The 26,704-nt window shown below is 72.1% G+C and carries 24 protein-coding genes and 1 pseudogene; 8 read left to right on the forward strand and 17 right to left on the reverse strand.

All coding sequences use genetic code 11. From position 1 onward, the window contains the following. Positions 1-8: 8 nt before the first annotated feature. The 4 genes and pseudogenes from ACJX2R_RS23090 to ACJX2R_RS23105 all read right to left on the reverse strand — a co-directional run bounded on the left by ACJX2R_RS23090 (position 9) and on the right by ACJX2R_RS23105 (position 5,042). A pseudogene (locus ACJX2R_RS23090) lies at positions 9-844 on the reverse strand (aminoglycoside phosphotransferase family protein). 289 nt (positions 845-1,133) lie between these two features. Beyond that, a complete protein-coding gene (locus tag ACJX2R_RS23095; protein ID WP_413101674.1) occupies positions 1,134-2,648 on the reverse strand; it encodes a CoA transferase in 1,515 nt (504 codons plus the stop codon). Positions 2,649-2,785: 137 nt separating this feature from the next. Beyond that, positions 2,786-3,784 carry a hypothetical protein gene (locus ACJX2R_RS23100; protein WP_413101675.1) on the reverse strand — a complete coding sequence of 333 codons (999 nt, stop codon included), beginning with the start codon at positions 3,782-3,784 and terminating at the stop codon, positions 2,786-2,788. Positions 3,785-4,046: 262 nt separating this feature from the next. Further along, on the reverse strand, positions 4,047-5,042 hold the full coding sequence (locus ACJX2R_RS23105; protein ID WP_413101676.1) for an aldo/keto reductase: 996 nt from the start codon (positions 5,040-5,042) through the stop codon (positions 4,047-4,049). 156 nt (positions 5,043-5,198) lie between these two features. Here ACJX2R_RS23105 and ACJX2R_RS23110 point away from each other — a divergent pair, with 156 nt between their 5' ends. Both ACJX2R_RS23110 and ACJX2R_RS23115 read left to right on the forward strand, forming a co-directional pair. After that, positions 5,199-6,086 carry a helix-turn-helix transcriptional regulator gene (locus ACJX2R_RS23110; RefSeq protein ID WP_413101677.1) on the forward strand — a complete coding sequence of 296 codons (888 nt, stop codon included), beginning with the start codon at positions 5,199-5,201 and terminating at the stop codon, positions 6,084-6,086. Positions 6,087-6,174: 88 nt separating this feature from the next. Next, a complete protein-coding gene (locus ACJX2R_RS23115) occupies positions 6,175-7,122 on the forward strand; it encodes an FAD-dependent monooxygenase (protein WP_413101678.1) in 948 nt (315 codons plus the stop codon). Between the two features lie 842 nt (positions 7,123-7,964). Here the strand turns inward: ACJX2R_RS23115 and ACJX2R_RS23120 are convergent. From ACJX2R_RS23120 to ACJX2R_RS23135, 4 genes are read right to left on the reverse strand one after another with little or no spacing between them, the layout of a single operon-like run. After that, complete coding sequence (locus ACJX2R_RS23120) at positions 7,965-8,993, reverse strand: L-idonate 5-dehydrogenase (RefSeq protein WP_413101679.1); 1,029 nt, start codon at positions 8,991-8,993, stop codon at positions 7,965-7,967. Between the two features lie 55 nt (positions 8,994-9,048). After that, entirely contained in the window at positions 9,049-9,858 is an 810-nt protein-coding gene (locus tag ACJX2R_RS23125) for an SDR family oxidoreductase (protein WP_413101680.1), read from the reverse strand. 30 nt (positions 9,859-9,888) lie between these two features. Beyond that, entirely contained in the window at positions 9,889-11,286 is a 1,398-nt protein-coding gene (locus tag ACJX2R_RS23130) for a gluconate:H+ symporter (RefSeq protein ID WP_413101681.1), read from the reverse strand. Between the two features lie 21 nt (positions 11,287-11,307). After that, positions 11,308-11,820 carry a gluconokinase gene (locus tag ACJX2R_RS23135; RefSeq protein ID WP_413101682.1) on the reverse strand — a complete coding sequence of 171 codons (513 nt, stop codon included), beginning with the start codon at positions 11,818-11,820 and terminating at the stop codon, positions 11,308-11,310. Between the two features lie 132 nt (positions 11,821-11,952). Between ACJX2R_RS23135 and ACJX2R_RS23140 the strand changes: the two genes are divergently transcribed. Then, on the forward strand, positions 11,953-12,684 hold the full coding sequence (locus tag ACJX2R_RS23140; protein WP_262699071.1) for a FadR/GntR family transcriptional regulator: 732 nt from the start codon (positions 11,953-11,955) through the stop codon (positions 12,682-12,684). A gap of 235 nt (positions 12,685-12,919) precedes the next feature. On the opposite strand, the gene ACJX2R_RS23145 is transcribed toward ACJX2R_RS23140, so the two are convergent. Next, entirely contained in the window at positions 12,920-13,669 is a 750-nt protein-coding gene (locus ACJX2R_RS23145) for an SDR family oxidoreductase (RefSeq protein ID WP_413101683.1), read from the reverse strand. Between the two features lie 96 nt (positions 13,670-13,765). Here ACJX2R_RS23145 and ACJX2R_RS23150 point away from each other — a divergent pair, with 96 nt between their 5' ends. Beyond that, the gene (locus tag ACJX2R_RS23150) at positions 13,766-14,377 is read left to right on the forward strand and encodes a TetR/AcrR family transcriptional regulator (protein ID WP_413101684.1); all 612 of its coding nucleotides are present in this window, start codon (positions 13,766-13,768) and stop codon (positions 14,375-14,377) included. A 92-nt stretch (positions 14,378-14,469) separates the two neighbouring features. Here ACJX2R_RS23150 and ACJX2R_RS23155 read toward each other — a convergent pair whose 3' ends face one another. Further along, positions 14,470-15,507, reverse strand: coding sequence for an Lrp/AsnC family transcriptional regulator (locus ACJX2R_RS23155; protein WP_413101685.1), 1,038 nt, complete (start codon positions 15,505-15,507; stop codon positions 14,470-14,472). A gap of 187 nt (positions 15,508-15,694) precedes the next feature. Between ACJX2R_RS23155 and ACJX2R_RS23160 the strand changes: the two genes are divergently transcribed. Next, positions 15,695-16,411: an SDR family NAD(P)-dependent oxidoreductase gene (locus ACJX2R_RS23160; protein WP_413101686.1), complete on the forward strand. Its 717-nt coding sequence runs from the start codon at positions 15,695-15,697 to the stop codon at positions 16,409-16,411. A 105-nt stretch (positions 16,412-16,516) separates the two neighbouring features. Here ACJX2R_RS23160 and ACJX2R_RS23165 read toward each other — a convergent pair whose 3' ends face one another. The 5 genes from ACJX2R_RS23165 to ACJX2R_RS23185 form a co-directional block, all read right to left on the reverse strand. Continuing rightward, positions 16,517-17,344 (reverse strand): DUF1963 domain-containing protein, encoded by an 828-nt coding sequence (locus ACJX2R_RS23165; RefSeq protein ID WP_413101687.1) that lies wholly within the window; start codon positions 17,342-17,344, stop codon positions 16,517-16,519. A gap of 112 nt (positions 17,345-17,456) precedes the next feature. After that, the gene (locus ACJX2R_RS23170) at positions 17,457-18,536 is read right to left on the reverse strand and encodes an LCP family protein (RefSeq protein WP_413101688.1); all 1,080 of its coding nucleotides are present in this window, start codon (positions 18,534-18,536) and stop codon (positions 17,457-17,459) included. Between the two features lie 146 nt (positions 18,537-18,682). Further along, the gene (locus tag ACJX2R_RS23175) at positions 18,683-20,764 is read right to left on the reverse strand and encodes a bifunctional polysaccharide deacetylase/glycosyltransferase family 2 protein (RefSeq protein ID WP_413105936.1); all 2,082 of its coding nucleotides are present in this window, start codon (positions 20,762-20,764) and stop codon (positions 18,683-18,685) included. Then, positions 20,758-21,066: a hypothetical protein gene (locus ACJX2R_RS23180; protein WP_262699289.1), complete on the reverse strand. Its 309-nt coding sequence runs from the start codon at positions 21,064-21,066 to the stop codon at positions 20,758-20,760. The genes ACJX2R_RS23175 and ACJX2R_RS23180 overlap by 7 nt, the downstream gene beginning before the upstream one ends. 141 nt (positions 21,067-21,207) lie before the next feature. Continuing rightward, complete coding sequence (locus ACJX2R_RS23185) at positions 21,208-22,632, reverse strand: amidase (protein ID WP_413101689.1); 1,425 nt, start codon at positions 22,630-22,632, stop codon at positions 21,208-21,210. Positions 22,633-22,781: 149 nt separating this feature from the next. On the opposite strand from ACJX2R_RS23185, the gene ACJX2R_RS23190 reads away from it, so the two are divergent. Further along, positions 22,782-22,937 carry an SCO1431 family membrane protein gene (locus ACJX2R_RS23190; RefSeq protein ID WP_413101690.1) on the forward strand — a complete coding sequence of 52 codons (156 nt, stop codon included), beginning with the start codon at positions 22,782-22,784 and terminating at the stop codon, positions 22,935-22,937. A 71-nt stretch (positions 22,938-23,008) separates the two neighbouring features. Further along, complete coding sequence (locus ACJX2R_RS23195) at positions 23,009-23,722, forward strand: B3/4 domain-containing protein (protein WP_413101691.1); 714 nt, start codon at positions 23,009-23,011, stop codon at positions 23,720-23,722. Here ACJX2R_RS23195 and ACJX2R_RS23200 read toward each other — a convergent pair. Then, the gene (locus tag ACJX2R_RS23200; protein ID WP_210945650.1) at positions 23,719-23,934 is read right to left on the reverse strand and encodes a hypothetical protein; all 216 of its coding nucleotides are present in this window, start codon (positions 23,932-23,934) and stop codon (positions 23,719-23,721) included. The genes ACJX2R_RS23195 and ACJX2R_RS23200 overlap by 4 nt on opposite strands. 73 nt (positions 23,935-24,007) lie before the next feature. Then, the gene (locus tag ACJX2R_RS23205; RefSeq protein WP_413101692.1) at positions 24,008-25,597 is read right to left on the reverse strand and encodes a methylmalonyl-CoA mutase; all 1,590 of its coding nucleotides are present in this window, start codon (positions 25,595-25,597) and stop codon (positions 24,008-24,010) included. 131 nt (positions 25,598-25,728) lie between these two features. On the opposite strand from ACJX2R_RS23205, the gene ACJX2R_RS23210 reads away from it, so the two are divergent. Further along, positions 25,729-26,625, forward strand: coding sequence for a L,D-transpeptidase family protein (locus tag ACJX2R_RS23210; protein WP_413101693.1), 897 nt, complete (start codon positions 25,729-25,731; stop codon positions 26,623-26,625). Positions 26,626-26,704 lie beyond the last annotated feature (79 nt).

Genomic DNA, 26,704 nt, shown 5'->3' on the forward strand with positions numbered 1-26,704 from the left:
CGTTTCGCCTACGCGTTTCGCTGGGCCAGCACCTGGTCGATGACATGACGTGCGTTGGCCGCCATCACCGGATTCGTCTCGCGGTAGTACGGGAGCTGGATGAGCGCCATGCTCAGGGCCCAGCCCCGGCCCCGCGCCCAGGTGGCGTCGTCCACGCCGAGCGCGGTACGGAAGTCCTCCCGCACCGACGCCGGGAGCAGATTCCAGGCCGGGATCAGATCGCAGGCGGGGTCGCCCACCCCGGCGGTCCCGAAGTCGATGACGGCGCTCAGCCGCCCGTCCACGACCAGCAGATTGCCCGGCATCAGATCGGAGTGCACCCACACCGGCGGCCCGTCCCAGCCGGGCGCCGCCAGCGCGTCCTCCCACGCCGCGGTGGCCGCGTCGGTGTCGATCGTGCCCGCTGGTCCGCGCAACAGGCCGATCGCGGTACGGGTCTCCTCGTCCACCTCCCGCAGGGGTCCGCCGCGGTACGCGGGCGGGCCGTCCGCGGGCTCGATCGCGCGCGCAGCGCGAGGATGAACTCCGCGAGGTCGGCGGCGAGTGCCCCGGGCCGGGCGACCCGCCCCTCGCGCGGGTTCTCCCCGTCGAGCCAGCGGTGCACGGTCCACGGCCAGGGAAAGCCGTCGCCCGGCGCGCCCCTGCCGAGCACCGCGGGGATGGCGACTGGCAACGCGGGCGCGAGCCGGGGCAACCAGTGGTGCTCCCGCTCCACGTCCCCGGCGCCGCCCGGGACCCTCGGCAGCCGTACGGCGAGATCGTCGCCGAGCCGGAACAGGGCGCCCGCCGTGTGGTGGGGCTCCGCCCCAGACCCCGGACGGGCAGCCGGGTTGTGCGCGGGCATCCGCCGCACCGCGTGCCGACCGCCACCAGCCCGCCGGTGCAGGTGCTCATAGCGCTATGGTCGGCCCGTCAACCCCCAGGGGTTCGATCAGGGCGAACCCCAGGGCTCCGCCCCCGGACCCTGGCCAGGCGGCCAGGGTGTGCGCGGGCGCCTGCCCGGTCATCCGGCTCGTCCGAGCCCCGGGGTCCAGGGGCGGAGCCCCTGGTTACGGGAAGGGGCGGGTAGGGGAAAGCCTCGATGTGCGGCTCCGCCGCGTGGTCCGCCGGACATCCCGTGGGGGTGCCCGGGGTCAGAGCCAGCGCGGGGCGTCGGCTCCCAAGTGGCCCGGTGGGCGGGCCCAGTTGAGCGGACCGTCCGGGGTGGCTATCGGCGAGCGGGCGTGGTGCAGCGTGCCCAGGTCGGAGGCGGTCTCGGTCAGCCAGGGCGCCGGGTCATGGGCGGGGCCGCCCACCGGGGCGGCCGGGGCGATGCCGTGGGTCAGCCAGGACGCGGTGCCCGCGAGGGAGAGCCGCAGATGGCGTCCGCCGCCGGTGTCCTGGCGCTCGGTCAGCGCCCGCAGCACCGCCGCCGCCAGCAGATAGCCGGTGCCGTGGTCGAGCGCCTGGGCGGGCAACGCCCCCGGGTGGCCGTCGCCGTCGCCATCGCCCTTCGCCTCGATCGCGGCGATGCCGGTGGCCGCCTGGACCAGGCTGTCGAAACCGCGCCGCCCGGCCCAGGGCCCCGACCAGCCCCATGCGCACAGCTGGGCCACGACCAGCCCGGGGTGGCGCTCCAGCAGGGCGTCCGGGGCGAGCCCGAAGCGGTCGAGCGCACCGGGGCGGTAGCCGGTGACCACCACATCGGCGTCGGCGAGCAGCGCCTCGAAGGTACGGCGGTCCTCGGGCGCGGCGAGGTCGAGTGCGGCGGAGCGCTTGCCGAAGCCGGTGTCGGCGTGGGCGTCCGGATCCTCGGGCAGCCGGGGGGAGTCGATACGCAGTACGTCGGCGCCGAGCAGGGCCAGGGTGCGGGTGGCCACCGGCCCGGCGATGACCCGGGTCAGATCGAGTACCCGCACGCCACTCGCGGGCAGTGCTCCGGTCGCCGTCGATGCACCGCCCGTGGGCAGCCCTCCGCTCACGGGCCCCGCGCCCACGGGCCCCGCGCCGCTTGCCGACGGATCGCCGTTCGCGGGCCGGGGGGCCTCCCCGAGGCCGCGCGGGGCGCCAGCCCCGACCCTCCGCGTCTCGATCAACGGCAGTGCGCCCAGCGGGATCTCGCTCTCGCCCGGCTCCGCCACGGCCACGGCCAAACCGCCCGCCGCGTAGACGGTCTCCTGGATCGCGCGGGCGGGGCGGGCCGCGAGCGCCGCCGCGAGTTCGTCCGGCCCGCTGTCGCCTGGCAGGCCGAGGGCGGTGAGCAGCCGGGCGCGGTGGTGCGGGTAGTTGGCGTGCGTACGGACCCAGCCGTCGGCCGCGCGCCAGAAGCCGGACAGCGGGGCGAAGTTGGTGGGTTTCCGGCCGTCGATCCGCAGGTGCCGTTCGCTGACGAACGCGGTGGCGACGGCGCCCTCGTCGACCCGTACCGCCGGAACGGCCCCGCCGCCGGAGCGCCGCGCGCCCAGTTCGGCTGCGGCCAGCGAGCACACGCCCACGGTGGCGCGGGCCAGTTCGGCCACGGGCAGCCGGGCGGGCAGCCCGCCGCCCACCGGGCGGTACGTCACCTGCTCCAGCAGCGCCGGGTCGCCGCCGAGGGCGGCCCAGGCGTGGGCGGTGGCCGCGTCCCGCGTGTCCCGCGTGCCCCGTGGTGGTACATCGCTCCTCGTCATGCGCTCATTGTGCGCCTGGGCGCCGGAGGGCCGGAGGGCCGGAGCGTCTGGGCATCTGGGCGCCCTACGGTTGGTGCCCCGCCCCCTCCTCCTGGTCGGGGACGGAGAGGGCGGGCCGTGCGAGGTGGGTGACGGGGCTACGCGGCGCCCGCCTGCCGGTAGAGGCCGAGGGCCTCGTTGCCCAGCGTCGGGTGGTATTCGTTCGTGCCCGCGCTGACGCTGATGTTGCCGATCAGATAGCCCGCGCCGCCCGAGAAGTCGGCGAGGAAGCCGCCGCCGCTCGACCCACCGGTCTGGACGCAGTCGATGCCCCACATCGTGGAGCCGGGGCGGCCCGCGTCGGCGAACTCATTGCCCTCGCAGTGGTTCAGCCGCTCGCCGTTGCCCTCGGCGGCGGAGCCTCCGTAGCCGAAGGAGTGGACGTGGCGGCCGGTCTGCGAGTTGAAGGCGATGCCCTGGGCGCCCACGGTGTCGGCCAGGGTGCGGCCGTTCAGCGTGTTCATCACGGCGAAGGCGTAGTCCCAGTTGGCGTTGCCCCGCGTGGAGACGTACTGGGCGTCCCAGAAGAGGCGGCGGGCGGCGAAGGTGCCGTAGGGGCGGTTGCCGTTGTTGTAGCCCGGGATGAAGACCCAGTTGCGGTAGCCGGTGCCGGTGGCCGCGTCCACGGTGCAGTGGCCGGCGGTGAGCACGACGGACTCGTTGTCGCTGTTGGCGACGGTGGCGGAGCACGCGAAGGTGCCGCCGGAGGCGTTCTGGAAGAAGACCTTGCCCGCCGTGGTGCTGATCAGGCCGCCGCCGGTCCAGGCGGTGGGGGACGTGGCCCGGGGCGAGGGCGCGGAGGCGGGGGCGGTGGGGCCCGGGAGCGGGGGCACGCTCACCCGCTCCCCCGTGGTGGGCGCCGGGTCCGCGAGCTTCGCGGTGCGGGCGGCGGGCAGAGTGGTGACGTCCCTGGCGGTGCGCAGCCGTTCCGCCGTCCAGAAGCGGACGGCGGCGCGCTGCTCCTCGGTGGAGATGGAGGTTCCCTGAGCGGAGGGAGCAAGGTGGGATGGGGATGTGACGGCGTGGGCGGCGGTTCCGGCGGTCCAGCTGAGGGTGGCGAGGGTGAGGGCGCTGAATAAGGTGGCGACACGTCTCATGCGGTCGGCTCCAAGTCCGTTGGAGGTGCCCGAGAGCGTCGGACAACGTTGTCCGACGCTTTGTCGCCGGTAGGGTGCCACGACTGGTCCAGACCTGCCATGAGGCCGGACATCACAATTAGGGATCCCCCTAGCGCATGCGCGATGCGCCCTCCCACCGCAGCGGTGCCTGTTGCGGATGCTGGTCCGGGCCCCGGCGGAACCGCAGGGAGTGCCACCTCCCGGACCGCCGGAAGCGCCAAGACCGCCAGGCGCGCCGGGCTCAGTTCCCCACGCCGAGCCCGGACATGAACACGGCCGGGTATCGATCGCCGCGCGCCGCACCCAGCGGCACCGCCTTCTCGATCTCGGCGAAGTCGTCCGCGGTGAGCTCCAGCTCGATCGCGGGCAGCGCCTCGGCGAGCCGTTCACGGCTACGCGCGCCGATCAGCGGCACGATCTCCTCGCCCCGCGCGGCCACCCAGGCGATGGCGAGCTGGGCGACGGTGCACCCCTTCGTCTCGGCCACCCGGCGCAGGGCCTCCACCAGGGCGAGGTTGTGTTCCACGTTCCCGCTCGCGAACCGCGGGCTGAAGGCGCGGCTGTCGCCGGGGCCGCCGGTGTGGCCGGGGGACCAGTGCCCGGAGATGAGACCACGGCTGAGGACGCCGTACGCGGTCAGGCCGATGCCCAGCTCCCGCAGCGTGGGCAGGACCTCCGCCTCCACCGCGCGGGAGACCAGCGAGTACTCGATCTGGAGATCGGCCACCGGGTGCACGGCGTGTGCCCGGCGGATCGTCGCGGCGTCGACCTCCGAGAGGCCGAGGTGGCGTACGTACCCCGCGTCGATCATCTCCTTGATCGCGCCCACCGTCTCCTCGATGGGCACCGCCGGGTCGAGCCGGGCCGGGCGGTAGATGTCGATGTGATCGGTGCCCAGCCGGTTCAGCGAGTAGGCGAGGAAGTTCTTCACCGCCTCGGGCCGGCCGTCCATCCCGCCGAACTCCTGGCCCGGCCCCCGCAACATGCCGAACTTCACGCTCAGCTGGTAGCTGTCCCGGTCCCGGCCGCGCAGCGCCTCGGCCAGCAGCAGTTCGTTGTGGCCCATGGCGTAGAAGTCACCGGTGTCGATCAGCGAGACGCCCGCCTCCAGCGCGGCGTGCACGGTGGCGATGCTCTCCGCGCGGTCGGTCTCGCCGTAGACACCCGACATGCTCATCGCGCCCAGTCCCAGCGCGGAGACGGCCGGACCGGTGCTGCCCAGGGTTCGTGTCTGCATCGTGTTCTCCTCGCGTTGTCTCACGTCGTCCACGTCGTCTTACGTCGTCGATCCGCCGCCCACTGTGGGCCCTCGCCGCGACGTACGGGAGCGGAGCGTTCATCCAGGGATCGGCGCTCCCTGGATGGGCCCGTCCGCCGCGAGGACCATGAGGGCATGCAGCGTGACCAGCTCGCCGACTTCCTGCGCCGCCGCCGTGAGGCGATCCCCCCGGCCGAGGTCGGTATCGCCGAGGGCCCCCGCCGCCGCACCACCGGTCTGCGCCGGGAAGAGGTGGCCATGCTCGCCGGGGTGTCGGTGGACTACGTCGTACGCCTGGAGCAGGGCCGCAGCAGTCAGCCCTCGCCCCAGTTGCTCGGGGCGCTGGCCCGCGCGCTGCGTCTGTCCGACGACGAGCGCGACCATCTGTTCCACCTCGCCGGGCACCGGCCCCCGCTCGCCGACGGGGCGGCCCGACTGGCCCGCGCCGGTCTGATGCGCATGCTCGACCTGCTCGGCGACACCCCGGCCATGGTGCTGTCCGACCTGGGCGAGGTGCTCGCCCAGAACCGGATGGGCATCCTGCTGGCGGGCGACCACAGCGGCTTCACCGGCGACCGGCGCTATACGGCCTACCGCTGGTTCACCGACCCCGCCGCCCGCGCCGTCCACCCGCCCGAGGAGCGGGAGCACTACGCCCGCAGCATCGTGGCCGACCTGCGCGCGGCCGCCGGCCGTCGCTCCGGCGACCCCACGGTCACCGGCCTCGTCGACCGGTTGCGGGCCGCGAGCGCCGACTTCCGCCGGCTCTGGGCCGAGTACGAGGTGGCGGTCAGGCGCGCCGACCGCAAGACCGTGCTGCACCCGAGGGTGGGGCGGCTGGCGATGGACTGCGAAACCCTCGTCACCCCCGACCTGGGGCAGCAGTTGCTGGTGCTCACCCCGGCGGACGCCGAAACCCGCGAGCGGCTGGACCTGTTGCGGGTGCTCGGCATCGAGGAATTCCCCGCAGAGGAATTCCCCATGGATTTCCCCCCGGAGGAGGCGGGCCCGGGCGAGCGGTGAAGCGGGCCGCCCGCAGCGAGCACGGTCGCGGTACTGAGTACTGACTACTGGCGTGAGGCCGCCGGGGCCAGGGTCGCCTCGCATCGGCATGACGGGCGAGACGGTCGACCCGGCGCCGACGCCGACGCCGACGCTGATCGCGGACGCGGTGATCGACGGCGCGGCCGTGTTCGACGGCGACGCGGTGATCGACGGCGCGGAGCGCGGCCTGGGCCACCTGAACCACCTGGGCCGCCTGGGCCGCGACCACTGGCACGTCTGGCAGCACGCCAAGGGCGGCGCCATCGCGATGTGCCCGCTCCCCGGGACGGACCAGTTCCGCCCACGCGCGGCGATGGCCGACCGCTTCCGCGCGGACCGGACCTTCCTGATAGGCGACGCCGCCCACATCCACTCCCCGGCGGGCGGCCAGGGCCTCAACACCAGCGTCCAGGACGCGTACAACCTGGGCTGGAAGCTCGGGCAGGTGCTACGGCACGGCGCGGACCCGGTGCTACTCGACAGCTACGAGGCCGAACGCCTGCCGATCGCGGCGGGCGTCCTCGGCATCAGCACCCGCATCCACCGCGCCCACCGCGCGGGCGACGCGGAGGGGCGGCGCCGCACGAGCGAGGTCCACCAGCTGGGCCTGTCCTACCGGGAGGGCCCGCTGGCGGTGGACGAGCGGAACGACAGGGACGAGCAGCACCGGTTGGGAGCCGGTGACCGAGCCCCGGACGCACCGTGCGCCCTGCCGGACGGAACGCCCATCCGGCTCTTCGACATCCTGCGCGGCCCGCACTTCACCCTGCTGATCGTCGGCGACGCGGCGCCGCCCGCGCCGGACGCCGACTTCGGGGGCCTCGCCCCGACGCTGGGGGCGGCCGGATGCGTGCGCACGATCCGGGCAGGCGGCCCGTCCCCCGATCTCCTGGACCCGAACGGCCACCTCACCACCACCTACGGCCCCGCCCCGGCCCTCTTCCTCATCCTCCCGGACGGCTACGTCTGCTGGGCGGCGGACGGCGCCCGGGTGCGTCCCCTACTGACGCGTTGACCGAACTCAGGTCGGCGGATCTTTCCCCTCCCCGCCCCTTCCCTCAACCATGGGTTCCACCCCCGGCCCCCGGAGCCGACGAACCGACCGCCGTCACGAACACCTGCACCGGCGGGCTGAACGCAGTCGACACGCCGACGCAGCGGACGACCGGACAGACACCCGCCCACATCCGGGCCGCTCCGACAGAGCCCGGGCCAGAGCCCTGATTCCACTCCGCCCCTCCCCCCCGGGCCGAGCCCCGTTTCGCTCCACCCCTCGCCCCCGGGACCGACGAACCGACCCTCGTCGCGAACACCTGCACCGGCGGGCTGAACGCAGTCGACACGCCGACACAGCGGACGACCGGACAGACACCCGCCCACATCCGGGCCGCTCCGACAGAGCCCGGGCCAGAGCCCTGATTCCACTCCGCCCCTCCCCCGGGCCGAGCCCCGTTTCGCTCCACCCCTCGCCCCCGGAGCCGACGAACCGAGCGCCGTCGCGAACACCTGCACCGGCGGGCTGAACGCAGTCGACACGCCGACGCAGCGGATGACCGGACAGACACCCGCCCACATCCGGGCCGCTCCGACAGAGCCCGGGCCAGAGCCCTGATTCCACTCCGCCCCTCCCCCCCCGGGCCGAGCCCCGTTTCGCTCCACCCCTGGACCCCCGGGACCGACGAGCCGACCCTCGTCGCGAACAGCTCACCGGGCAGGGCGCCAGCCGCGCCACCCGGGACGCGGCCGGGGTCTGGGGCGGAGCCCCAGTTGCGGGAAGGGGCGGGGAGGGGAACAGCCCGCCGCAGGCGCCAAGGCACGCCGCGCCGCGCAGACCCGAGCCCCCCGACGCAGCCCGGCCTACGCGAAGTCCAGCAGCACCTTGCAGGACTGGCTGCGGTCCGCCGCCAAGGCAAACGCCTCCGCCGCCTCCCCCACCGACCGCACCCCGCTGATCAGCGCGTCGAACGACGGCTCAGCCGCCAGCAGCCGCAACGCATCGTCGAACTCGGCGTGGAAGCGCAACGCGCCCCGCAGTTCGATCTCGCGGCTGACCAGTACGTTCCCGGCGAACGGGCTCTGCCCCGGTGGCAGCATGCCCAACTGCACCACCACCCCGCCGCGCCGCACCCTCCGCAGGCAGGTGTCGAGTCCGGCGGCCACGCCCGACGCCTCGATGGCGACGTCGAACTCGGCCGAGGGCCAGTTGGGGTCGTCCGGGTCGTCGGCCCGTACGCACGCGGTCGCCCCGGCCGCCGCCGCGAACTCCAGGGCACGGGGCAGCAGATCGGTCGCCGTGATGGTCGCCGCGCCCGCCGCGCGGGCCGCCGCGATGGTGAGACAGCCGATCGGACCGGCACCGGTGACCAGCACATGACGGCCCTTCACCGCGCCCGCCCGCCGCACCGCGTGCAGCGCGACGGACAGCGGTTCGGCGAGCGCCGCCCGGCGCGGGTCCAGCCCATCGGGCAGGGCGCGCAGTTGCGCCGCCGGGACGGTGATACGGGAGGCGAAGCCGCCCTGGACGTGGGGGAGGCGCGCGGCGCTGCCCAGGTAGCGGGTGTCGCGGCAGACGTTGGCGCGGCCGTCGGCGCACTCGGGGCACACCTCGCACGGCGTGGCCGGGTGCACGGCGACGGGGGTGCCGACCGAGGGCCCGGTCGCGCCCTCGCCGTACGCCATCACCGTGCCCACGACCTCATGTCCCAGCACCATCGGCTCCTGGAGCCGGAAGTCGCCCACCCCACCGTGCCGGTGGTAGTGGAGATCCGATCCGCAGATCCCGCCGTAGCGGATCGCCACGAGCGCCTGCCCGGACGCCGGTTCCGGCTCCGGGAGTTCCTCGACCCGTAGATCACCCTGTCCGTGGATCACACAGCCCAGCACCATTCGCCCAGCCTCCTCAAGCTCACCTGGTATCCCAGCGTTCACAGCCCGTCAGGGCTCACAGCACGCTCGTCATGCCGCCGTCTACGTACAGCACCTGTCCGCTCACGAAGTCCGCCGCCGGGGACGCGAGATACAGCAGCGCCCCGATCAGGTCCTCGGTGCGGCCCCAGCGCCCGGCCGGGGTCCGGCCGCGCACCCAGGCGCTGAACTCCTCGTCCTCGACCAGCGGCCGGGTCAGCTCGGTCTCGATGTAGCCGGGGCCGAGCCCGTTGACCTGGATTCCGTACCGGCCCCAGTCCGCGCACATGCCCTTGGTGAGCATCTTCAGCGCGCCCTTTGTCGCCGCGTAGGGCGCGATGCCGGGGCGGACCACCTCGCTCTGGAGGGAGCAGATGTTGACGATCTTGCCGTGGCCGCGTTCGGTCATCCGGCGGGCGGCCTCCCGGCCCACCAGGAAGGCGCTGGTGAGATTGGTGTCCAGGATCTGCCGCCAGGCGTCGTCGGTGAACTCCAGCAGCGGCGCCCGGTTCTGCATCCCGGCGTTGTTGACCAGGATGTCGAGCGGGCCCACCCGCTCCTCGACATCGGCGATACCGGCGGCGACGGCCGGGCCGTCGGTGACGTCGAACGCGGCGGTGTGCACCTCCGCGCCTCCCGCCCCTCCCGCGCCTCCCGCGCCAACTCCGCCGTCGGCGCCCCCGAGTTCGGCGGCGGCCTTCTCCAGGGCCCGCGGATCGCGCCCGTTGAGCACCACCGTGCAGCCGGCCTCCACGAGCCCCCGCGCGAGGGCGTGGCCGATGCCCCGGCTGGAGCCGGTGATCAGCGCGGTGCGGCCCGCGATGTCGAAGAGCGGATGTGTCGCCATGGTGTACGTACCCCTACCTCTTACTCGGTGCTAGATCACCAGTGACAGCAGCAGGACGAAGACGAGCCCGACGACGGAGATGATCGTCTCCATCACCGACCAGGTCCGCACCGTCTGCCCGACGCTCATCCCGAAGTACTCCTTGACCAGCCAGAATCCCGCGTCGTTGACATGGCTGAAGAAGAGCGACCCGGCACCGATGGACAGCACCAGCAGCGCCACATGAGTGTTGGACATATCGGCGGCCAGCGGTGCCATCAGCCCGGCGGCCGAGATCGTGGCCACCGTCGCCGAGCCCGTGGCCAGCCGGATGGCGACCGCGATCAGCCAGGCGAGGAGCAGCGCGGAGACGTTCCAGTCCTTCGAGATGTCCATGATCATCTTGCCGACGCCGATGTCGATCAGCGTCTGCTTGAAGCCGCCGCCCGCGGCGACGATCAGCAGCATGCCCGCGATCGGGGCGAGCGAGTGCTCGACGGTGGAGGAGAGCCGGTCCCGGGTGAAGCCCGCCGGCCGACCCAGCGTGAACATGCCCACGAGCACGGCCGCCAGCAGGGCGATCAGGGGGTTGCCGATGACGTCGGCGACCCGCTGGACGCCGTTCTCCGGGTCGTCCACCACGATGTCGACCAGTGCCTTGATCAGCATCAGCACGACCGGCAGCAGCACGGTGAACACGGTGACGCCGAACCCGGGGCGCCGCTCCAGCTCCTCCGACGGACGCGTGGGCATCAGCCGGTCCGGCGGGGTGACGTCCACCCAGCGGGCGGCGACGCGCGAGAAGACCGGGCCCGCGATGATCGCGGTGGGGATGGCGATGAGGACGCCGAGCGCCAGGGTGATCCCCAGGTCCGCGTGGACCGCGTCGATCGCGGCGAGCGGGCCGGGGTGCGGCGGCACCAGGCCGTGCATCACGGAGAGGCCCGCGAGCGCCGGGATGCCGATCCGCATCAGGGAGAAGTTGCCGCGCTTGGCGACCAGCAGCACCACCGGGATCATCAGCACCATGCCGACCTCGAAGAAGAGCGGCAGCCCGATGATCCCCGCGATCAGCACCATGGCCCAGGGCATCGTCCGGTTGTTGGCCCTGGCGAGGATCGTGTCGACGATCTGGTCCGCGCCGCCGGAGTCGGCGAGCAGCTTGCCGAGGATCGCGCCGAGTGCGATCAGCACGCCGACGCCCGCCACGGTCGATCCGAGACCGGCCGAGAAGCTGGTGATGACCTTGTCGAGCGGGGCTCCCGCGACGGCGCCGAGCGCCAGCGAGCCGATCGTCAGCGACAGGAAGGCGTGCAGCTTGGTCTGGGTGATGAGCAGGACGAGAACGGCTATGCCGACGAGGACGGCTATGCCGAGCTGTGCGTGACCGGCCGACGTGATCGGGTCGACGGTGTCCGCTGCCAGCATCTCGGCGCTGAGTCTGGTCACGGGCGGGTTTCCTAACGTGCGTTACTGATGTTCGAGCCGCCGCAGTTCGGCGGCGGCCCGCTCGGTGATGACCTCGGGTTCGGGGGAGATGTCGACGGCGACGCCGTACTCGTCCGGCTGGAGCGGTTCGAGCGTGGCGAGCTGGGAGTCGAGCAGGTCCCCGGAGAAGAAGTGGCCCTTGCGCTCCTTCATCCGCTCGGCGATCCGCTCGCGGTCACCGGTCAGGTGGAGGAAGACGATGCCGGGGGCGGCGGACCGCAGCCGGTCGCGGTACATCCGCTTGAGCGCGGAGCAGCTCACCACTCCCCCGCCCTCGGCGTGGGAGTGGGCCCAGGCACCGATGGCGTCGAGCCAGGGGCGACGGTCGTCGTCGTCCAGCGGGGTCCCGGCCGACATCTTGGCGATGTTGGCCGGTGGGTGGAAGTCGTCCGCCTCGGCGTACGGGACGCCGAGCTCCTCCGCCAGCAGAGGGCCGATCGTGGTCTTGCCCGTACCGGACACTCCCATGACCACGACTACCTGGGGGGCGTGCATTGTGTGAACCTCGCTGTCTTCTTCGACCTCGGCGCCGCCGGACACTCAACCCCACAGATACGACGTATTCAAGAGTCCGTGACTTAAAAGTCATACTTATTTGATGGACGGGTGGCCGCGTAGGCTGAGCCCATGGACGAACAGGGGCCCGAGGGCCGTGGTCAGAGGCCCAGGGGCCGGGGGCTGCACGACCGCGTCCTGGAATCCCTCGGCCCCGCGATCACGGCGGGCGACTACCCGCCCGGCACGGTGCTACGCACGGACGAACTGGAGCGGCGCTACGACGTCTCCCGCACGGTCGTCCGGGAGGCGGTGCGGGTCCTGGAGTCCATGCACCTGGTGGAGTCCCGCCGCCGGGTCGGGGTGACGGTGCGCCCCACCGAGGAGTGGGACGTCTTCGACCCCCAGGTCATCCGCTGGCGCCTGGCCGGCCCCGACCGCCCCCGCCAGCTCCGCTCCCTCACCGCCCTGCGCTCGGCCATCGAGCCCGCCGCCGCCGGGCTGGCCGCCGAGCACGCCACCCCGGAGCAGTGCGCCGAACTCACCGGGCACGCGCTCAACATGGTGGCCACCTCGCGCGGCCAGCAGCTCCCCGCGTACCTGGTCCACGACGTGGCCTTCCACCGCGTGATCCTGCGCGCCTCGGGCAATGAGATGTTCGCCCGCCTCGGCGACGTCGTCGCGGAGGTCCTCACCGGCCGCACCCAGCACCGCGTCATGTTCAGCGACCCCGACCCGGAGGCGGTCACCCTCCACGTCCGCGTGGCCGAGGCGGTCCGCGCGGGCGACGCGGAGGCGGCGGAGCGCTATACGAAGGAGATCACCGTGGGCGCGCTGCGGGAGCTGGACATCCTGGCGCCCTGAGGACGACGGGGCGCGGGTTGCGTCGCCGGGCGCCGGAGCCGCGGGGGTGGGCGCCGGTGGCGGCCTCCGTACGCCGATGGCCCGGGGTGCCTCCGGACTGCGGGCAGCAAAGGGGTCCGGGCACCCCTTCGAAAAATGCTTGATATGGCGCAACTAATACGTCAAGCGATTTCGGAGGAGGTACCCCAACCTCGTGGCACTCCGAGTCTGCCCGAGGGCAGACCGTGCGCTCCGGTCAGATCTGGTTCTCACCCCCGTCGACGTAGAAGTTGGCGCCGAGGACGAAGCTGCTCTGCTCGGAGGCGAGGAACGCCACGAGCCCGGCGACCTCCTCCGGGCGTCCCATCCGGCCGATCGCGGTGGTCGTGGCGAGGTGTGCCTTCAAGTCGGCCGCCTTGCCCTCGCCGGCGAGGGCCGTGATCGCCGGAGTCTCGATCGGGCCCGGCGAGATCGCGTTGACCCGGATGCCGCGGCCCTTGAGCTCGTTGGCCCAGGTCCGCGCGAAGGACCGGATCGCGGCCTTGGACGCCGCGTAGACGCCGAACGCCTCCGTGCCGTTGTCGGCGGCGGTGGAGGCATTCAGGATCACCGAGGCGCCCTCGTTGAGCAGCGGTAGCGCCTTCTGCACGGTGAACAGCTTGCCCCGCACATTGACGGCGAAGGTCCGGTCGAGGTGCTCCTCGGTGACCTCCTCCAGCGTCGCGAAGTCGGCGGTCGCCGCGTTCGCGAAGACCACGTCAAGGCCCCGGCCCCGGGCGCGGACCGCGTCGTAGAGCCGGTCCAGATCGGCCAGGTTCGTGACGTCACCCGCCACCGCGGTGGCCCTCGCCGGGCCGATGGCCTCGATGGCCGCGTCCAGCTCGGCCTTCCGCCTGCCGGTGATGAACACGTGCGCTCCCTCGGCCGCCAGCCGTACGGCGGTGGCCAGGCCGATCCCGGTGCCGCCGCCGGTGATGACGGCGGTCTTGCCCTCAAGCTGTCCCATGTCAATGACCTCCATAAATTTCGGTACCGTTCGGTACCGAAATCGAGCGTAGCGCACTTCTGCACCGACCGGTACTGAAGAGGTATCCTGAAGGGCATGAAGACGCGGCAGCAGGCACCGATCGGCCGACCGAGGGGGTTCGACGCCGACGAGGCCCTCGAACGCGCCATGCGGGTCTTCTGGGAGCAGGGTTACGAGGGCGCCAGCCTCACCGACCTGACCAGCGCCATGGGCATCACCCGCACCAGCATGTACGCGGCCTTCGGCAACAAGGAGGACCTGTTCCGCAAGGCCCTGGAGCGCTACTCCGAGGGCCCCGCCGCGTACGCGGACCGGGCCATGCGGGAACCGACCGCCCAGCAGGTGGCCACCGCGTTCCTCCACGGTTCCGTCCGGGCCACCACCCGCCCCGGCTGCCCCGCCGGATGCCTCGGCGTCCAGGGCTCCCTCGCCGCCGGCGACCCCGGGCGCAGCGCCCGCGACGCCCTCGTCGACTGGCGCAACGAGGGCACGGCCCGCCTCCGCGACCGGTTCCGGCGGGCCGTCGACGAAGGCGACCTGCCACCGGACACCGATCCCGGAGTGCTCGCCCGCTACATCATGACCGTGGCGAACGGCATGGCCGTCCAAGCGGCCAGCGGCGCCACGCGGGACGAGCTGCGGCAAGTGGCCGACGTGGCGCTGGGCAACTGGCCGCCCGCGCCCTGAGTCCGCCCGTGAGCGGTTCCGACCTCAGCGGGGAGCCGCGAAGACGTCGGGCTCCGCGAGGTCCGAGAGAAGCGGCGCGGCCGTCCAGCCGCTCAGCGTCGCGCGCGAGCGCTGGATGGCTCGAGGAGGCCATCGTCGGAGAGCCGGGTGCCGGCCTGCTTGACGTGCCTCAGCACGGGTGAGACCTCCATGCTCTGAAGTCCGGTCAGGGGCCCAATGCGATCCGAGGTGAACTCGAACAGTTCGTCGAGGTCCCGGCAGTGTGCGACGGCGTGAATGTTCCAGGGCCCGGAGATGGCTGCGACGAAGGCGACTTCGGGTTCCTGCGCGAGTGTGCGTCCCGCGCGCTTCACCGCTGACGGGTGCACGCGAAGCCAGAGGTTCGCGCGAGCGTGATAGCCCAAGGCTGCTGCCGCGATCTCGACGTCGATGTGGACGACGCGGTGCTGGAGCAGAACAGCAAGGCGTCGCGAGACGCGCCCCGGGGTGAGGCCGGCGGCTGTGGCGAGATCGACGAGACTGGTGCGGCCATCCGCAGAGAGCGCATCGAGCATCTTCTCGTCCTCGGGGGTGAGGCGCAGGGGCTCGCGAGTGACAACCGGAAACTCGGTGAAGGGAGGCCCGCCGCTCCCCAACGCTGCTTCCTCCTCCGGGGACAGTGCGCCCTCCAGGGCGGACCAGTAGTGGCCGCGGCCTCCGAGGAATTGGCGGAGCATGGCGAAGGCGTTGATGTCGATCACCGCCGCGGTGCGGGGAAGCCGCTGCCCCAGGAGGTCCTCGCGTTGTTCCCGCGTCCGGGATTGCGTCGCACAGGTGATCTCACAGCCCGCCGCACTCAGGGCTACCCAGTTGACGTCATCACGCTTGGCGAGCGCGTCGGCGATCGCCGCGACACTGCCAGGGCGGCAGCGCAGTCTCACCAGCCATCTGCTCTGCCCCAGGGCGCCCGGGTTGACCACACCGGCCACGCGGATGACGCCGTCGGCGCGCAGGCGGCGATACCGGCGATTGACGGCGCCCTCGGTCAGGCCGAGGGCGGACGCGATCGCGGCGAACGAAGCCCGCGGAGCGATCTGTAGCGCCCGAATGATTCGTACATCATCAGGCCCTACCGAAGCGGATTCCGTCATGAGCGTCCTTGCCATATCGGCAATCGTACAAACGAGCGCTCGTGGCTCGCCTGTGATGCGGTGCGGGCGAAACACTTGAAGCGCACGGGTTGAGGGGCCACCGCGGCGTGCACCGCCCTGTGCCGATCCCGGGGCCTCGACGATGCCCGAACGGACAACAACGCTCGAAGAACGGAGTTGACGCTGGATGCCATCGACCAGCACCGAACAACACCCATCGACGGCTCTCATCATCGGCGCCTCGCGCGGCCTCGGCCACGCGATGGCGGCGGAGCTCCTCGACAGGGGCTGGCACGTCGTCGGCACCGTTCGCGACACCACTGCCCGAACGCCGCTGCACGATCTCGCGGACCACGCCGACGGGCGGATAACCATCGAACATCTCGACATCAACGACCCCGGCCAACTGCCCCCGCTCCACGAACGTCTGGCGCACCGCCGACTCGACGTGCTCTTCGTCAATGCGGGCACCACCAACAATGAGCAGACGCCCGTCGGCGCGGTTGCGACAGCCGACTTCATCGACGTGATGGTCACCAACGCGCTCAGCCCCATGCGCGTCATCGAGGCCCTCGAAGACCTGGTGTACCCGGCCGGGCTCATCGGGGTGATGTCCTCCGGGCAGGGCAGCATCACGAACAACACGACCGGAGGCCGCGAGGTCTACCGAGGGAGCAAAGCAGCCCTGAACATGTTCCTGCGGAGCTTCGCGGCCCGGCAAGGTGAGACGCAGCGCGCCTTCGTGCTCATGGCGCCGGGCTGGATACGCACCGCCCTGGGTGGTCCGGATGCGCCGTTCACCATCGAGGAGACCGTCCCCTTGCTGGTGGATGTCCTGCTCTCCCGACTGGGCACGCCCGGTCTGGCGTATCTGGACCGCTTCGGCCAGACCGTCCCTTGGTAAACCCCTCGACCACCGGCCACGGCACCGAGGCCGGAGAACTCAAGCCCCAGAACTCCTACCGGCTACAGCTGCTCTTCGCCGCCGTCATGCGCGAGAGCACCGCCGTCACCAGATGTCCGGTGCCGGGATCGCCCGGCTGAAGTCGCCACCACGCAGTGCGTCGGCGGGGATCGACCAGTGCATCCAGCCGCCGTCGCCGCCGATCCACCACTCGTCCTGCCCGGACAACTGGAGCAAGTGCTGGTAACGGCTCGACTCTTCGCCGTCCGGCAGCGTCGGCGAGGATCCCGTGGGGAACAGCGGCCAGCCGAAGGCCATGTCCTCGGCGTGGAGTGCGTACGGCTGCTCCGGCCAGTCGGGGAGCAGATCGGTGATGTCGTAAACGGGCATGTCGTCGACCACGGATCCCAAGTCGACCGTGTCCCAGGCCGGGTCGAATGTGTCGGGGAAGGCGAACCCGGGCGTCGCCGTCCACGCGACCGGCTCGAAGACGCTCGACCGGGCCGGTGCGTCGGTCTCCACGGCGTGGGCGGAACGGGCCGGGACGACCGCCCCCAGCCGCGGGTCGGTGAGGTCGAACTTGAGCGACAGTCCAGGGGCGGCGGGATCGCCCCGCTCCGACTCGGAGTCGAGGGCGAAGAAGTTCAGCAGGCCCGTCCCGGCGGGGAGCAGGCCACCGAGCCAGGGCGCCAGGGCGTCGGTGTCGAGGACGGCGAGCAGGCTCAGCGGTACGCCCTCACAGTCGGGCCACGGCGTGCCCGGTTCGAGCATCGCCCGGCCGCCGAATCGACTGTGCCCGGCCGCCTCGCCCGGCCCGGCTTCGGTGAGCTCGAAACCGGGCCGGGCGAGACGTACCAGGCGCGCGGCCAAGGGGGCGCCGAGTCGCTCGGCGCAGAAGCCGTGCAGGGCGGAAAACGTAGCCTCAGGATCCATCCGGGAAGTCAAGCACCCACCTGTGACAGGCGGGACGACTCAGCTCCCGATCTCCGCTCACACCCCGGTCCTTCCCACAGCATCGATATGCGGCTCCGCCGCGGAGCCCCAGTTACGGGGAGGGGCGGGGAGGGGAATGACCTACCGGCTGATCGTTCCGCAGCCGCTCAAAGAGCCGCTTCGCCCGCCCCTCGTCCCACTTCAGCGCGTCGCCCTTGGACGTCGCGAACGCACGACGCGCCACAGGAACGCTCAGCCGGTTGCCGCTGCCGCCCGCGACACGCTTCATCGCCTGGAACAACGACACCAGCGTCCGTAGATCGGACCCCTTGTCCACGATGAGCGTGTCCAGGCCCGCGCCGACGGTCGGCAGGGACTTCCACGGGACGAAGACCTGGTCCGGCTGCGCGGCCCGCTTCGCCAGTGCCGCGAGGAACTTCTGCTGGTTCTGGCTGCGCCCCAGGTCACCGTTGGCCTCCTGGTGGCGCTGGCGGACGAAGGCCAGGGCCTGGCGGCCGTCCAGCGTCTGACAGCCCGCCTTCAGATCGGCGCCCGACTTCTTGTCCTTGATGGGCTTGTCGAGGCACATCCGCACGCCGCCCACCGAGTCGACGACGTTGACGAAGCCCGCGAAGCCGATCTCCGCGTAGTGGTCGATCCGCAGCCCGGTGTTGTACTCGATCGTCCGCACCAGCAGTTCGGGACCGCCCAGCGAGAACGCGGCGTTGAGCTTGTTCTTCGATGGCCCGGGACGCTTACCGGTCATGGGGTAGGTGAACGGCGGGAGGGTCACCCAGGAGTCTCGCGGCAGGCTCACCATCGTGGCGCCGTGGGCGCCGGTGTGCAGGATCATCATCGAGTCGGTGCGGCGGCCCTCGGCCGAGCCGGTGTGCAGGTTCTTCTTGTCCTGCTGGGAGAGGCCGTCACGGCTGTCGGAGCCCACGATGAGGTAGTTGGTGCCCTTGCCCGGCGCGGGGCGGTGCTCGACCTTGGCCAGGTCGACGTCGTTGTTCAGCTGGGACCAGGCCCAGCCGTACGTGGAGGCGGCCCCGACCAGGACCACCGCGAGCACGACGACCACCGTGCGCCGCAGCCGCCGGGGCCACCGGCGGCCGGGGGCGGGTTCGTCGGCGCCGTCGCCCTCGTCACGCGGCCGGTACGGGTCCGGCGGTATCCGGTGGCGCGGTGTCAAAGGCGCGTGCCCCTGCGCCAACGGCTGCGGGTCGCCGCCCGGCCATGCGTTCTCGCCCGGCCACCGGCTCTCACCCGGCCACGAGCCACCACCCGGCCACGAGCCCTCACTTGGCCATGGGTTCGACATGCTTCTCCAACCCCCGCTCACTTGGACAGGCCCTGGCGCGCAACCGGTTCGACGATCCGCTGCTCCCCGGCGGAGCCGGATCGCTGCATGCGGTGCCAGCGCAGCCTCGTGCCGAACAGGGCACTCACCACGGACTGGATGATCACGAGGTACATCAACTGCCGGTAGATGACGAGCTGGAAGGGCATCGCCCACAGCGCCCGCAGCCGTTCGTTGTCCAGCCGCAGCGCGTATCCGGCGCCGAACAGCTGCACCACGAGGAAGACCAGCCACACCCCGATCGACTCCACGGGATCGGCGAACGCCACGCCGTACAGGGCGAAGACGTCCACGACGGGGGCGAGCAGCGGCAGCACCACCTGGAAGAGGAAGAGGTAGGGCAGCGCTCGGCGGGCGAAGCGTCCGGCGGGGCCGACCTCGCGGAGGGCGCGGCGGTGCTTCCACATGGCCTGGAGCGTGCCGTAGCACCAGCGGTACCGCTGCCGCCACAGCTGGCGCAGCGAGGTGGGCACCTCGGTCCAGGCGATCGCGGACTCCTCGTACACCACCCGCCAACCGGCCCGCCACAGCGCCATCGTGAGGTCGGTGTCCTCGGCGAGGGTGGCCTCGCTGACCCCGCCGACGCCCATCAGCGCGTCCCGCCGGAAGGCGCCGATCGCGCCGGGCACGGTCGGCATGCACTCCAGCACCTCGTACATCCGGCGGTCGAGGTTGAAGCCGAAGACGTACTCCAGATGCTGCCACCTGCCCAGCATCCGACGGCGGTTGCCCACCTTGGTGTTGCCGCTCACCGCGCCGATGGCCGGGTGGGCGAGCGGCTGGATGAGCTGGTGGATGGCGTCCGGTTCGAAGACGGTGTCGGCGTCGACCATCACCACGATGTCGTACTGGGCGTGGACCAGGCCGGTGTTGAGGGCGGCCGCCTTGCCCGCGTTGGGCTGGCGGATCACCGAGACCCGAGGATCGTCGATCCAGGTGGCGAGGTCCGCGGTCTGGTCGGTCGAGCCGTCGTCGATCACGATGATCTGAAGCCATCGGTGGGTGGAGGCGAGCAGCGACCGCACGGTGGTCTCGATGCCCGCCTCCTCGTTGTAGGCGGGGACGAGCACCGTCACCGGCTCGTTGACCTCGCGCAACCAGGGCGAACCGGGCCGGAAGCGGTGCAGGCGCCGGACGTGGGCCCGCGCGAAGAAGAGCAGCAGCACCAGCCGCAGCAGGGCCAGGGTGCCCGCGATGCCGAGCACCCAGGTCATGGCCTGGACGAAACCGTGTCCGATGGACTGGACCTGGAGCAGCGCCTTGCCCTGCAACTCGCCGACGGTGGAGGCGGGGGTGTTGACGGGGGCCTGGCCGAGCCCCTCGGACACCGTCGTGTACTTCTCGATCTTCCGGTTCCGGAAGAGCTTCTTGATCTCGCTGTAGGCGCTGTCCGTCTGGCTGTACTGCTGGATGACGCCCCGCTCCGGCTTCCGATCCGGCCGGTCCGCCGCGACCAGCAGATACCCCTGTTCGGCGGCGCGCCGGGCGGCCGTCCACTCGCCGTCGCACATCGTGTCGGCCTGGGTGGTGAGCGGCAGCCGCAGCAGTTTGGTGGTGGTCCCCGCGCTGCCCGCCAGTGCCGTCTGGGTCAGGGACAGTTCCAGCCGGGTGCGTACGGCGGAAGCCGCGCCCAGGTCGGAGCCGGTGTAGGTGAGCGAGCCGATCTCATGGCCCGCGTCGCGGATGCGGCGCACCAGTTCGGGGTGGCGGGCCGTCTGGACGCCGGAGAGGAAGAAGGTGGCGTGCGCGTGGTGCGCGCGCAGCAGGTCCAGCAGGCGTGGGGTCCATACGGGGTCGGGCCCCCCGTCGAAGGTGAGGGCGACGGTGCCGGCCGGCATCCCGGCCGTCTGCACCCTGCCGCCGGCGATGCGCACCACCGGTTTCCCGGTGTCGGCGGCCTTCGGGATCGGGCTCGTACAGGGACTGCGCGTGGGCTTTGAGGCGACCTCGTGGGTGGTCCAGCCTTCGAAGACCAGCGCGGCGGCGACCGCGGAGACGACGACGATCAGCAGCAGCCAGTGGCCGCGCGGCTCGGGGCGGTGTGCGTGCCGGCTCACCAGTGGCCGCCCCCGGATGGCGAGTCGGCGGCAAGGGGAGCGGTCACCGCGGTGCCGTAGGTGTATGAGCTGGGCCAGGGCCGTCCGGTCGGGGCGCTGCCGTTGGTGGACCGCTCGGCGGTCTTCGGCGGCTCCTGGCCGCCCTGCCACACCACTCCGGACAGGGCGGCCACGAGCAGCAGCAGATAACCGAGGCAGGCACAGCCGACAGCCAGCGCCGCGAGCGCCAGGAGCTGTCTCCGGCCACCGGAGGCATTGACGAATATCTGACCGGTTTGTTTTCTTCGCCGACGCTTTTCGGTCACCCTCTTCACCATGTGGCGGAAGTGTAGCGATGCGTTCGCATGCCCGTGACCACTCGGAAGAGTGCCCTCCTCGTTACCGGAGGTAGCCGTGACCTGGTCTTCTCTCTCAAGCGGGTATGTCTGAAAAGTGTGAGAGAAGGGTCACTGTGGGCCGGGGCGGGACACCTGGGGCCAGCGCTCGTACCACCGCTGATCGGCCTCCAGCTGGGCCGCCAGCGAGATGAGCACGGGCTCGCTGTTGGCCGGGCCGAGGAGCTGGGCGCCGAGCGGCAGCGTGCGGTGCTCGGGGTCGGCGAACCCGGCGGGGACGTTCATCGCGGGCCAGCCCAGCACGTTCCACGGCCAGGCGTACGGGCACGCCGCGATCATGGCCCGATCCGTACGCCACCCGGACAGACCGGCCATGGCGCCGATCCGCAGCGGGGGCGTGGCCGTCGTCGGGGAGAGGACCACGTCGAAGCGGTCGAAGACCGCCCCGACCTGGCGCCGCAGCGGCTCCTCGTACGACCGCGCCCACCGCAGCGCGGCACCGCCCAGCAGGCGGCCGTTGCGGACGGCGCCGCGGGTGCGGATGTCCAGCAGCAGCGGATCGGGGACCCGGCCGGACCATTCGGTGAGCCCGGCCGTGGCGCGCGGCAGGAAGGAGAAGCCCACGAGCCCGTAGCGCGGCTCGGCCTCCACCACCTCGTGGCCGAGGGCCGCCAGCCGGTCGGCGAGCCGGACGACGGCGGCCCGCACCACCGGGTCCAGCCTCTTCGGCGTACCGGTGAAGGCCGTCTTGAAGGACAGGGCGATCCGCAGCCGCCCCGGGTCGCGACCCACGGCCGACAGCACGTCCACCGGCTCGGGGCAGTGCAGATCCCCCTCGCAGTTGCCGGTCGCGGCGTGCAGCAGCAGCGCCGCGTCGGCGACCGTACGGGCCAGCGGGCCGTTGCAGGTGATGCCGTTGAAGGCCTCGGCGTCCGGCCAGGTGGAGATCCGGCCGCGCTGGGGCTTGATGCCGATGAGGTGGGTCCAGGCGGCGGGGATGCGGACCGAGCCCGCGCCGTCCGAGCCGAGCGCGGCGGGGACGATACTGGCGGCGACGGCGGCCGCGGCGCCGCCGGAGGAGCCGCCGGGGGTGTGCTCCGGGTTCCAGGGGTTGCGGGTGTCGCCGAAGGCGGGGCCCTCGGTGAACGGCCACTGGCCCAGCTCGGGGGTGTTGGTCTTGCCGACGATCACGGCCCCGGCCGCCTTCAGCCGCCGTACCGCCTCGCCGTCCTCGGCCTTGGCGGGGAAGTCGCCGCAGCAGCCGAAGGCGGTGGGCTCGCCCGCCACGTCCGTGTCGTCCTTGACCGCAAGCGGGACGCCGAGCAGTGGCAGCCGCTCCCCCGCCGCAAGCCGCCGGTCCGCCTCGGCGGCCTCGCGCAGGGCGGCCTCGGCGCGGACGCGGCGGAACGCGTTGAGCGTGGGCTGGGTCTCGGCGATGCGCTGGAGCGACTGCTCGACCAGCGCACGGGAGGTCACCTCGCCCCCGGCCAGGGCGCGGATCTGCTCGCCCAGACCCTTGGGAATGACGCTGGTCACCGTGGACCTCCTCGGGTGAGTTCGGCCACTCCCCCTTTACCCCAGGTGGCCGCTCGGCGCACCCTGGGCAACGGTGGTGACCTTTTTCATCATGTCCATCCCGTCCATCACTTTCATCACGATCATCGCTGAGCACAGAGGACACCCGCATGACCGACATCGCGGCGCGCCGCACCGGCCGCACCGGCCTCCACGCCCGCACCGGAGGCCCCTCCGACGGCGATGACAACCTGTTGGAGCATCTGCTCGGGTGGTCGCTCGTCGTAGTCCTCGCATTGCTCATTACACGACTGGGGCTGTTCTGAGCCCATACGTCTCTGAGCCCATACGTCACGGTCCAGTGCACTGCACTGGACCGTATGCCATAGTGGACTACATGACGTTCGACGCCGCAGCCTGGCTGGAATCCGCCACCATCGACCCCGCCGTACTCGCCCTGCGCCCCGACTACCGGGCGCTGCTCATCACCGCCGAGGGGCTGCTTCCCGGGCCCAGCGACGAGCTGAGCGAGCGACTCCTGGCCGACGCCGAGTCGGCGGCGCGGAAGCGGTTCGGGGACGGCCCGGTGGAGGAGCATCCGCATCTGGCCGCCTGGCGCGAGGCGTTCCGCGCCTTCGGCGCGAAGCCACAGCGCACCCGGCCCAGTGCGGAGGCCCTGCTGCGGCGGGTCTCCGCCGGGCTGCCCCGGGTGGACCGGCTGACCGACATCTACAACGCGATCTCGGTCGGACATGTGATCCCGCTCGGCGGCGAGGATCTCGACCACTACGTGGGCGCGGCTCGGCTGGTGCGCGCCGAGGGCGACGAGACCTTCGAGACGACGGCCGGCGGCGAGCCCGTGGTCGAGCACCCTGCGCCCGGCGAGGTGGTGTGGCGGGACGAGGCGGGCGTCACCTGCCGCCGCTGGAACTGGCGCCAGTGCACCCGCACCCGGCTCACGCATGACACCACCCGGGCGATGTTCGTACTGGACGCGCTGGGGCCGATGGACGACACGGCGCTGAAGGCGGCCGGTGACCAGCTGATGGATGCGCTGACGGAGGCGAGTCCGGGGGTGACGATCGCTTCGTGGCTGGTGGGCGCGGGCTAGAACAGGGCCTGCTGGCCCGGGGTCGGGGGGTCCTCCTCGCCGAACAGCTTCGGCGGAGTGGTGAGCAGCGGCGCGATCCGCCGCGAGCCGGGGCAGGAGATCAGCTCGTACGCGGAGCGCCGCCCCGGCGGGTCATGGCGGGCGAAGCGCCCGCCGACGACCGCGATCTCTCGGGTGCAGACCGGGCAGGTGCGGCGGGGTGACGACGACATGCGTCCAGTGTCACCCAGCCCTCCGACAACGGTCCCAGGGCGACGCCCGGGGAGTACGACGCCCGGGGAGTACTCAGAACGCGTCCACCGGCTTGTACGCCCCCCACACCTCCCGCAGCGCGTCACAGACCTCTCCGACCGTGGCCCGCGCCGCCAGCGCGTCCTTCATCGGGTACAGCACATTGGCCGTGCCCGGCTCGCTCTCGGCCGCCTTCCGCAGTGCGGACAGCGCCGCGCTCACCGCCGACCGGTCGCGTCCGGCGCGCAGCCGGGCGAGCCGGGCGCGCTGCCGGGCCTCGATCTCCGGGTCCACCCGCAGCGGCTCGTACGGCGCCTCCTCCGCCAGCTGGAAGCGGTTGACGCCGACCACCACCCGTGTCCCCGCCTCCGTCTCCCGGGCGATCCGGTAGGCGTTGCGCTCGATCTCCTCCTTCTGGAAGTTCCGCTCGATCGCGGCCACGGCGCCGCCCAGGTCCTCGACCCGCCGCATCAGGTCGACGGCGGCCTCCTCGACGGCGTCGGTCAGCGACTCCACGGCGTAGGAGCCCGCGAAGGGGTCCACGGTGGCCGTCACATCGGTCTCGTGCGCCAGCACCTGCTGGGTGCGCAGCGCCAGCCGGGCGGAGGCATCGGTCGGAAGCGCGATGGCCTCGTCGAAGGCGTTGGTGTGGAGGGACTGGGTGCCGCCGAAGACGGCGGCCAGGCCCTGGACGGCCACCCTCACCAGGTTCACCTCGGGCTGCTGGGCGGTGAGTTGGACGCCCGCGGTCTGGGTGTGGAAGCGCAGCATCTGGGACTTCGGATCGCGGGCGCCGAACTCCTCCCGCATCACCCGCGCCCAGATCCGCCGCGCGGCCCGGAACTTGGCGACCTCCTCCAGCAGCGAGGTGCGGGAGACGAAGAAGAAGGAGAGCCGGGGCGCGAAGTCGTCGATGTCCATCCCCGCCGCGACGGCCGTACGGACGTACTCGATGCCGTCGGCGAGGGTGAAGGCGATCTCCTGCGCGGGCGAGGCCCCGGCCTCCGCCATGTGGTAGCCGGAGATCGAGATGGTGTTCCACTTGGGCAGCTCGGCCTTGCAGTACTTGAAGATGTCCGCGACCAGCCGCAGCGAGGGGACGGGCGGGAAGATGTAGGTGCCGCGGGCGATGTACTCCTTGAGGATGTCGTTCTGGATGGTGCCGGTCAGCCGGGCCCCGGACACGCCCTGCTCCTCGGCCACGAGTTGGTGGAGGAGCAGCAGCAGGGCCGCGGGCGCGTTGATGGTCATGGAGGTCGAGACCCGGTCCAGCGGGATGCCGCCCAGCAGCACCCGCATGTCCTCGACCGAGTCGATGGCCACCCCCACCCTGCCGACCTCGCCGTGCGCGAGGGGCGCGTCGGAGTCGTAGCCCATCTGGGTCGGCAGGTCGAAGGCCACCGAAAGACCGGTGGTGCCGTGCTCGATCAACTGCCGGTAGCGGGCGTTGGACTCGGCGGCGGTGCCGAACCCCGCGTACTGCCGCATCGTCCAGGGGCGGCCGGTGTACATCGTCGGATAGACCCCGCGGGTGAAGGGGTACTCCCCCGGCTCGCCCAGCCGCCCGGCCGGGTCCCAGCCGCTGAGCGCACCGGGCCCGTACACCGGCTCGACGGGGAATCCCGACTCCGACTCGCGCGCCATGGGTCACGCCTCCTGATGGCTGATACCGGGTGTTCTCCCGGTACGGGGCCCTGTTCACAGCATGCGTCGATGTTCGCCCCACGGCAGCCCCGGGAAGCATTCAGAGCAAAAAGATCAGGGGAGGGGTTCGGATGCACCGGACAGCGGTGGTCGGCACCGCGCTGGCCACGGCCACGGCGGCGGCACTGGTCGCCGGGTGCCGGCCGGGGGAGGCGACCGTGAACGGCCGGGGGCAGGAGCGACCCCAGGCCCGGGCGAGTACGAGCGCGCCCGCGCGCGAGACGCCGCCCCGGCCGCATCGCACATACACCCACAAGGCCAAGCCCAAGCGGGTGGCGGCGCGCCCGCCGCGCACCACGGCCCCTGCCGTGCCGCGGCGCACCGCGCCAAGGGTGGCCCCGCCGGTGATCCCCTTCGGCAGCAGCGGGGACCGGGTGCGCGAGCTCCAGGCCCGGCTGCGCGCGCTCGGCCTCTTCCACCGGAACCCGACCGGGTACTTCGGCACGATCACGCAGGCGTCGGTCAGCGCGTACCAGCGGGGTCACGGCCTCGCGGTCACCGGCTCGGTGAGCCGGCGCACCTGGACCTCACTGCGCTCGGCCACGAAGACGCCCACGCGCGACCAGCTCTACCCGCCGACCACCCTTCCACTGGCCAAGCCGGACCCGCGCTGCCTGACCGGCCGGGCGCTGTGCATCAGCAAGACCAGCCGCACCCTGGCCTGGATGGTGAACGGCCGGGTGGTGTCGGCGATGGATGTGCGCTTCGGCTCGGAGTACACCCCGACCCGGGAGGGGCTGTTCCAGGTCAACTTCAAGAGCCGGGACCATGTCTCGACGATCTATCACACGCCGATGCCCTACGCGATGTTCTTCAGCGGCGGCCAGGCGGTGCACTACTCCTCGGACTTCGCCGCCCGCGGCTACAGCGGCGCCTCACACGGCTGTGTGAACGTCCGCGACAAGAAGAAGATCGCCGCCCTCTTCGACAAGGTGAAGGCCGGCGACAAGGTCGTTGTCTACAAGTAGTCCCGCCAGGACCGCAACCATCAATTGAGGAACCCCGACGGCGAGGACCCGGTCCGCGAGAGCGGCGCCGGTTCAGGCG

This window comes from Streptomyces sp. Inha503 (assembly GCF_047215865.1).
Lineage (GTDB): Bacteria > Actinomycetota > Actinomycetes > Streptomycetales > Streptomycetaceae > Streptomyces > Streptomyces lycopersici.

Excerpts from the sequence above, each read along its gene's own strand:
- ACJX2R_RS23200 (WP_210945650.1), bottom strand. The coding sequence starts at position 23,934 with ATGTCGTCGTCACCCCGCCGCACCTGCCCGGTCTGCACCCGAGAGATC.
- ACJX2R_RS23125 (WP_413101680.1), bottom strand. The coding sequence starts at position 9,858 with ATGGCGACACATCCGCTCTTCGACATCGCGGGCCGCACCGCGCTGATC.
- ACJX2R_RS23155 (WP_413101685.1), bottom strand. The coding sequence starts at position 15,507 with ATGACGGAATCCGCTTCGGTAGGGCCTGATGATGTACGAATCATTCGG.
- ACJX2R_RS23110 (WP_413101677.1), top strand. The coding sequence starts at position 5,199 with ATGCAGCGTGACCAGCTCGCCGACTTCCTGCGCCGCCGCCGTGAGGCG.
- ACJX2R_RS23120 (WP_413101679.1), bottom strand. The coding sequence starts at position 8,993 with ATGGTGCTGGGCTGTGTGATCCACGGACAGGGTGATCTACGGGTCGAG.
- ACJX2R_RS23165 (WP_413101687.1), bottom strand. The coding sequence starts at position 17,344 with ATGGATCCTGAGGCTACGTTTTCCGCCCTGCACGGCTTCTGCGCCGAG.
- ACJX2R_RS23190 (WP_413101690.1), top strand. The coding sequence starts at position 22,782 with ATGACCGACATCGCGGCGCGCCGCACCGGCCGCACCGGCCTCCACGCC.
- ACJX2R_RS23105 (WP_413101676.1), bottom strand. The coding sequence starts at position 5,042 with ATGCAGACACGAACCCTGGGCAGCACCGGTCCGGCCGTCTCCGCGCTG.
- ACJX2R_RS23100 (WP_413101675.1), bottom strand. The coding sequence starts at position 3,784 with ATGAGACGTGTCGCCACCTTATTCAGCGCCCTCACCCTCGCCACCCTC.
- ACJX2R_RS23135 (WP_413101682.1), bottom strand. The coding sequence starts at position 11,820 with ATGCACGCCCCCCAGGTAGTCGTGGTCATGGGAGTGTCCGGTACGGGC.
- ACJX2R_RS23115 (WP_413101678.1), top strand. The coding sequence starts at position 6,175 with ATGACGGGCGAGACGGTCGACCCGGCGCCGACGCCGACGCCGACGCTG.
- ACJX2R_RS23205 (WP_413101692.1), bottom strand. The coding sequence starts at position 25,597 with ATGGCGCGCGAGTCGGAGTCGGGATTCCCCGTCGAGCCGGTGTACGGG.
- ACJX2R_RS23150 (WP_413101684.1), top strand. The coding sequence starts at position 13,766 with ATGAAGACGCGGCAGCAGGCACCGATCGGCCGACCGAGGGGGTTCGAC.
- ACJX2R_RS23140 (WP_262699071.1), top strand. The coding sequence starts at position 11,953 with ATGGACGAACAGGGGCCCGAGGGCCGTGGTCAGAGGCCCAGGGGCCGG.
- ACJX2R_RS23160 (WP_413101686.1), top strand. The coding sequence starts at position 15,695 with ATGCCATCGACCAGCACCGAACAACACCCATCGACGGCTCTCATCATC.
- ACJX2R_RS23195 (WP_413101691.1), top strand. The coding sequence starts at position 23,009 with ATGACGTTCGACGCCGCAGCCTGGCTGGAATCCGCCACCATCGACCCC.
- ACJX2R_RS23095 (WP_413101674.1), bottom strand. The coding sequence starts at position 2,648 with ATGACGAGGAGCGATGTACCACCACGGGGCACGCGGGACACGCGGGAC.
- ACJX2R_RS23145 (WP_413101683.1), bottom strand. The coding sequence starts at position 13,669 with ATGGGACAGCTTGAGGGCAAGACCGCCGTCATCACCGGCGGCGGCACC.
- ACJX2R_RS23210 (WP_413101693.1), top strand. The coding sequence starts at position 25,729 with ATGCACCGGACAGCGGTGGTCGGCACCGCGCTGGCCACGGCCACGGCG.